This is a genomic window from Kineococcus gypseus, assembly GCF_050871305.1.
Taxonomy (GTDB): Bacteria; Actinomycetota; Actinomycetes; order Actinomycetales; family Kineococcaceae; genus Kineococcus; species Kineococcus gypseus.
In genome coordinates this window covers 70956-77336 of the sequence record NZ_JBJLRD010000019.1, presented here as the reverse complement: position 1 = coordinate 77336, position 6381 = coordinate 70956, and the positions used below count along the sequence as shown (strand labels likewise).

The following is a 6381-nucleotide window of genomic DNA, read 5'->3' as shown; positions in this document are numbered from 1 at the left end:
GGGGGGGGGGGGGGGGGGGGGGGGGGGGGGGGGGGGGGGGGGGGGGGGGGGGGGGGGGGGGGGGGGGGGGGGGGGGGGGGGGGGTGGGGGGGGGGGGGGTGGGGGGGGGGGGGGGGGGGGGGGGGCGGGGGGGGGGGGAGGTGGTGGGGGGGGGGCGCGCCGGCGCGCGGCGGCGCCTGCCGCAGGTGCTGGACTCCCTAGCCGAGCGCGCCGCGCGCTGCGGGGAGGTGGCCTACCTGCTCGAGCCGGACCTGAAGGAGGCCCGCGGGGGCCTGCGCGACGCCGTGGTCCTGCGCGCCCTGGCCGCCAGCTGGCTCACCGACCGCCCGCACGGCCCCGTCGACGCCGCCCACGAGGTGCTGCTCGACGTGCGCGACGGGCTGCACGCCTCCACCGGCCGCCCCGGCGAGCGCCTGCTGCTGAGCGAGCAGGACGCGGTCGCCGCCGTGTGCGGCTACGCCGACGCCGACCTGCTGCTGGCCGCCGTGGCCCAGGCCGCGCGCACCGTCTCCGCCGCCGTGGACACCACCGTGCGCCGCGCGCGCCAGTCGGTGCCCGCGCGCCGCTTCCGCGCCGCCGGCCGCCGCCCGCTGCTGCGCTCGCTGGGCCACGGCCTCGTCGAGCACGACGGCGAGGTCGTCCTGGGCGCCGGCACGACCCCGGCCGAGGACCCCGTGCTGCCGCTGCGCGCGGCGGCCACCGCCGTGCGCGCGGGGCTGCCGCTGTCCCCGGTGACCCTGGAGCACCTGGTGAGCGCCTGCCCGCCGCTGCCCGAGCCGTGGCCGCCGACGGCCCGCGAGGCGCTGCTGGAGCTGCTGGCCGCCGGCCCGGCGCAGGTGCCGGTGTGGGAGCAGCTGGACCTGGTGGGCCTGGTGGAGCGCTGGGTGCCGGAGTGGGCGGGCGTGCGCAACCGCCCCCAGCGCAACGCCGTGCACCGCTGGACGGTGGACCGCCACCTCGTGGAGACCGCGGTGGCCGCGCGCGCGTTCGTGCGCGACGTGCCGCGCCCGGACCTGCTGCTGCTGGCCTCGCTGCTGCACGACATCGGCAAGGTGCCCGGGGCGCGGGACCACTCGCGCACCGGCGCCCCGCTGGCGCGGCGGGTGTGCGAGCGCGCCGGGCTGGAGCCGGCCGACGCGGCCGTGGTGGAGCGGCTGGTCGCCGAGCACCTGACGCTGGTGGACCTGGCCACCCGCCGCGACCCCGACGACCCGCGCACCGTGCAGGCGCTGGTGGCCGCGGTGGACGGGCGCGCCGACGTGCTGGACCTGCTGCGCGCCCTGACGGAGGCCGACGCGCGCGCGGCCGGGCCGGCGGCCTGGTCGCCCTGGCGCGCCCGGCTGGTCGACGACCTCGTCGCCCGCGCGCGCGCCAGCCTGGCGGGCGAGCCGGTGCCGGCCGTGGGCGGCTTCGACGCCGAGGAGGAGGCGCTGGCCGCCGCCGTCGCCGCCGGCGGGCCCACCCGCGTCGACGTGCGCGAGGTCGACGGCTTCGTCGTCGTGCGGGTCGTCGCGCGCGACCGCACCGGGCTGTTCGCCGACCTGGCGGGCCTGCTGGCCGGGCACCGGCTGCTGGTGCGCTCGGCGCTGGTGCGCACCGTGGGCGGGGTGGCGGTGGACTCCTGGTGGGTGGAGTCGCCCAGCGGGGACGTGCCCTCGGCGGAGCTGCTGCGCCTGGGCCTGGAGCGCATCGTGTCCGGCGACACCGCCGTGCTCGAGCGCCTGGCCGCGCGCGACGCGCGCACCCCGCGCCCGGCGGGCGGCGCGCGCGCGCTGGTGGCGCACCCGCGGGTGGTCATCCTGCCCGGCGCCTCCGAGCGGGCCACGGTGCTGGAGGTGCGCTGCGCCGACCGCCCCGGCCTGCTGCACGCGCTGGGCCGTGCGCTGGCCGTGGAGGGGCTGGACATCCGCTCGGCGCACGTGGCCACCTACGCCGCGCAGGCCGTGGACACCCTCTACCTCGCCGAGCCGGACGGGGCGCTGCTGGCGCCCCCGCGCGTGGCGATCGCGGTGCGCGCGCTCTCCGACGCGGCGGAGCTGCCGGGCTGAGGCGCCGTCCCGCGCCGGGCCCGCCACCGGGCCCTCGACCGGTGCCGCCACCGGGCCCGGCGGCGGGACCGCCCGGCGCGCGCCTCACGTAGGCTGGGGCCGTGTTCGCCACGCTCTCCGACCGCCTCACCGCGACGTTCAAGTCCCTGCGCGGCAAGGGGCGGCTCTCCGAGGCCGACGTCGACGCGACGGTCCGCGAGATCCGCCGCGCCCTGCTCGACGCCGACGTCGCGCTGCCCGTCGTGCGGGAGTTCACCGGGCGCGTGCGCGAGCGGGCCACCGGCGCCGAGATCAACCAGGCGCTCAACCCCGCCCAGCAGGTCGTCAAGATCGTCAACGAGGAGCTCGTGGCGATCCTGGGCGGGGAGACCCGCCGGCTGAGCTTCGCCAAGAACCCGCCCACCGTGATCATGCTGGCCGGCCTGCAGGGCGCCGGCAAGACCACCCTGGCCGGCAAGCTCGGCCGGTACCTCAAGCGCGAGGGGCACCGCCCGCTGCTGGTGGCCTGCGACCTGCAGCGCCCCAACGCGGTCAACCAGCTGCAGATCACCGGTGAGCGCGCCGGGGTGGACGTCTTCGCCCCCGAGCCGGGCAACGGCGTGGGCGACCCCGTGGCCGTGGCGCGCGCCGGCCTCGAGCACGCCCGCCACCACCACTTCGACGTCGTCGTCGTCGACACCGCCGGGCGCACCGGCGTGGACGCCGAGATGATGCAGCAGGCGATCGACATCCGCGCCGCCGTCACGCCCGACGAGGTCCTCTTCGTCCTCGACGCCATGATCGGCCAGGACGCGGTGGCCACCGCCGAGGCCTTCCGCGACGGCGTCGGCTTCGACGGCGTGGTGCTCACCAAGCTCGACGGCGACGCGCGCGGCGGTGCGGCCCTGTCGGTGCGCCAGGTCACCGGCCGGCCGGTGGTGTTCGCCTCCACCGGGGAGAAGCTCGACGACTTCGAGCTGTTCCACCCCGACCGCATGGCCTCGCGCATCCTCGACATGGGCGACGTGCTCACCCTCATCGAGCAGGCCGAGAAGGCGTTCGACGCCGAGCAGGCGCAGTCCATGGCGGCGAAGTTCGCCGCCGACGAGGACTTCACCCTCGACGACTTCCTCCAGCAGCTCAACGCCGTGCGCAACATGGGCTCGATCAAGAAGATGCTCGGGATGCTGCCGGGCATGGCCCAGGTGCGCGACCAGCTCGACGCCTTCGACGAGCGCGAGTTCGACCGCATCGAGGCGATGGTGCGCTCGATGACCCCGCTGGAGCGCCGCCAGCCGCGCATCATCAACGGCTCGCGCCGCGCGCGCATCGCCGCCGGGTGCGGGCAGAGCGCCTCCGCGGTCAACGACATGCTCGAGCGCTTCGGGCAGGCGCAGAAGATGATGCGCCAGATGCGCAAGGGCCTCGGCGGGGGCCTGCCGGGCATCCCCGGCATGCCCGGCACGGCGGGCGCCGCCTCGAAGAAGCAGAAGGCGCGTGTGGCCGCGGCCAAGGGCCGCAAGGGCAGGTCGGGCAACCCCGCCAAGCGCGCCGAGCAGGAGCGCGCGGCGTCCTCGCGCGCGCTGAGCGGCGGCGGCGCGGACGCCGGCTCCGCCTTCGGCGCGCCCCAGCCGCCGGCCGAGTTCGACCCCTCGCAGCTGAACCTGCCGCAGGGCTTCGAGAAGTTCCTCGGCGGCCGCTGAGCGCACCCCGGGTCGAGCTCGTGGCCGGCGGGTCGGGCGTGGCGGGCAGGGTCGTGGCGGGCCCGCAGGTGCTGCACCTGAGCGGGCCGGTGCTCACCGGCCCGCACGAGGTGCGCGGGCAGGCGTGGGTGCACGGCGGGCGGCTGACGTTCACCCGCCCCGCCGGCGCGAGCACCACCGAGGTGCCCGGCTGGGTGCTGCCCGGCCTGGTCGACGCCCACTGCCACGTCGGCGTCGGGCCCACCGGGCGGGTGGACGACGCCACGACCGAGGCGCAGGCCCTGACCGACCGCGACGCCGGCGCGCTGCTGCTGCGCGACGCCGGCTCGGCCTCGGAGACGCGCTGGGTGGACGAGCGCGAGGACCTGCCGCGCCTGGTGCGCGCCGGGCGGCACATCGCCCGCACGAAGCGCTACCTGCGCGGGCTGGCCCACGAGGTCGAGCCGGAGGACCTCGTGGCGTACGTGCGGGCCGAGGCCCGTCGCGGCGACGGCTGGGTCAAGCTCGTCGGCGACTGGATCGACCGCGCCCGCGGGGACCTGGCGCCGTGCTGGCCCGCGGACGTGCTGCGCGCCGGCGTCGAGGCCGCCCACGCGCTCGGTGCGCGCGTGACCGTGCACCAGTTCGGCGAGGAGGGCGTGGAGGACCTGCTGGCCGCCGGCGTGGACGGGATCGAGCACGGCACGGGCCTGCGCGGGGCGGCGGTGGAGGCGGTCGCCGCGCGCGGGGTGGCCGTGGTGCCCACCCTCGTCAACACCGCCACCTTCCCCTCCATCGCCGCGCGCGGGGAGGTGAGGTTCCCGGCGTACGCGGCGCACGTCAGGGCGCTGCACGCGCGCCGGCACGCCACCGTCGTCGCGCTGCACGAGGCCGGTGCGCCGCTCTTCGCCGGCACCGACGCCGGCAGCGTCCTGCCGCACGGGCTGGTCGTCGACGAGCTGCACGCGCTGGCCGCCGCCGGCCTGCCGCGCACCGCGGCCCTGGACGCGGCGACCTGGGCGGCGCGGCGCTGGCTGGGGCACCCGGCGCTGGAGGAGGGGGCCAGCGCGGACCTGCTCGTCCTGGGCGGCGACCCCCGCGCCGACCTCGGCGCGCTGCGCCGGCCGCGGGCGGTGGTGCTGCGCGGGCGCGCGGTGGCCGGCTCCGCGCTCGGCTGAGCGGCGCGGGCGCCGGCGCCGCCCGCGGGCGCGGTCGAGCGGGGCGGGCGACCTCTGGCACAATGTCCGGTGCACCCGAGCACCCAGGGACCCTCTCACCCGGGGCGCTCGCGTCCTCGAGCCCCACCTGCCGGCGTCCCCACACCGGGCGGTGAGCGCTCACCCTGAACAGAACCGGAGACTCCCGCACGTGGCTGTCAAGATCCGTCTCAAGCGGCTGGGCAAGATGCGCTCGCCGCAGTACCGCGTCATCGTCGCCGACTCGCGCTCCAAGCGCGACGGCCGCGCCATCGAGGAGATCGGCGTCTACAACCCGATGACGCACCCCTCGACCATCGAGATCAAGTCCGACCGGGCGCAGTACTGGCTCGGCGTGGGCGCGCAGCCGACCGAGCAGGTCGCCGCGCTGCTGAAGGTGACCGGCGACTGGCAGAAGTTCAAGGGCACCAAGGGTCAGGAGGGCCGCTACCAGCAGCCGTCCACCACGACCAAGCAGGCGACCACCCCGGCCGCGGCCTCCGCCACCGCCGAGCAGCCCGCCTCCACGGAGTCCTGAGCCGGTGCTCGCGGACGCCCTCGAGCACCTCGTGCGCGGCATCGTCGGGCACCCGGACGACGTGCGCGTGACGTCCAAGGCGTCGCGCCGCGGCTCCCTGCTCGAGGTCCGCGTGCACCCGGACGACCTGGGCCGGGTCATCGGCCGCTCCGGCCGCACGGCCAAGGCACTGCGCACCGTCGTCGGCGCCCTGGCCCCGGGCCGGCAGGTCCGCGTCGACCTCGTCGACGTCGACCGCGGCTGACCCGGCACCACCCGGCACCACCCGGCACCACCCCCGCACCACCCCGCACCACCGGTGAGCGCCGGGGTCGCACCGCGACCCCGGCGCTCGCTGCGTCCCGCCCCTCGCACCCCCGTCCTGGAGAGCGCCGTGGAGTACGTCGTCGCCCGCATCGGCCGCCCGCACGGCGTGCGCGGCGAGGTGACCGTCGAGCTGCGCACCGACGCGCCCGGGGAGCGCTTCGGCCCCGGCGCCGTGCTGCGCACCGACCCGCCCGCGCGCGGGCCGCTGACCGTGGCCTCCGCCCGCTGGCACACCGGCACGCTGCTCGTCGCCTTCGAGGGCGTGCAGGACCGCGACGCCGTGGAGGCCCTGCGCGACACCCTGCTGCTCGTCGACGTCGACGAGGCGGCCACCGCCGAGGACGACGCCTGGTACCCGCACCAGCTGCGCGGCCTGGCCGCGGTGAGCACCGCCGGCACCGCGCTGGGCACGGTCGCCGACCTGCTCACCGGCACCGCGCAGGACCTGCTCGTGGTCACCGGCACCGACGGGCGCGAGGTGCTCGTGCCGTTCGTCGAGCGCCTGGTGCCGGTGGTGGACGTGCCCGGCGGGCGCGTCGTGCTGGACCCGCCCGGCGGGCTGTTCGCCGAGCTGCCCGGCGACGGCGACGGCGACGGCGACGGGGACGGCGACGGGCCGGGGGGGCGCTGAG

At 78.2% G+C, this 6381-nt stretch carries 6 protein-coding genes; all 6 read left to right on the top strand.

Annotated elements, in window-relative coordinates; genetic code table 11:
• Positions 1-140: 140 nt before the first annotated feature.
• The 6 genes from ACRYMN_RS09575 to rimM all read left to right on the top strand — a co-directional run bounded on the left by ACRYMN_RS09575 (position 141) and on the right by rimM (position 6380).
• Positions 141-2048: a [protein-PII] uridylyltransferase gene (locus ACRYMN_RS09575; RefSeq protein WP_432494350.1), complete on the top strand. Its 1908-nt coding sequence runs from the start codon at positions 141-143 to the stop codon at positions 2046-2048.
• Between the two features lie 101 nt (positions 2049-2149).
• Positions 2150-3730 carry a signal recognition particle protein gene (ffh, locus tag ACRYMN_RS09570; protein ID WP_432494348.1) on the top strand — a complete coding sequence of 527 codons (1581 nt, stop codon included), beginning with the start codon at positions 2150-2152 and terminating at the stop codon, positions 3728-3730.
• A 53-nt stretch (positions 3731-3783) separates the two neighbouring features.
• A complete protein-coding gene (locus ACRYMN_RS09565; RefSeq protein WP_432494368.1) occupies positions 3784-4887 on the top strand; it encodes an amidohydrolase family protein in 1104 nt (367 codons plus the stop codon).
• Between the two features lie 190 nt (positions 4888-5077).
• Positions 5078-5443, top strand: coding sequence for a 30S ribosomal protein S16 (gene rpsP, locus ACRYMN_RS09560; RefSeq protein WP_432494346.1), 366 nt, complete (start codon positions 5078-5080; stop codon positions 5441-5443).
• Between the two features lie 4 nt (positions 5444-5447).
• Positions 5448-5687, top strand: coding sequence for an RNA-binding protein (locus ACRYMN_RS09555; RefSeq protein WP_432494344.1), 240 nt, complete (start codon positions 5448-5450; stop codon positions 5685-5687).
• 129 nt (positions 5688-5816) lie between these two features.
• On the top strand, positions 5817-6380 hold the full coding sequence (gene rimM, locus ACRYMN_RS09550; RefSeq protein ID WP_432494342.1) for a ribosome maturation factor RimM: 564 nt from the start codon (positions 5817-5819) through the stop codon (positions 6378-6380).
• Position 6381 lies beyond the last annotated feature (1 nt).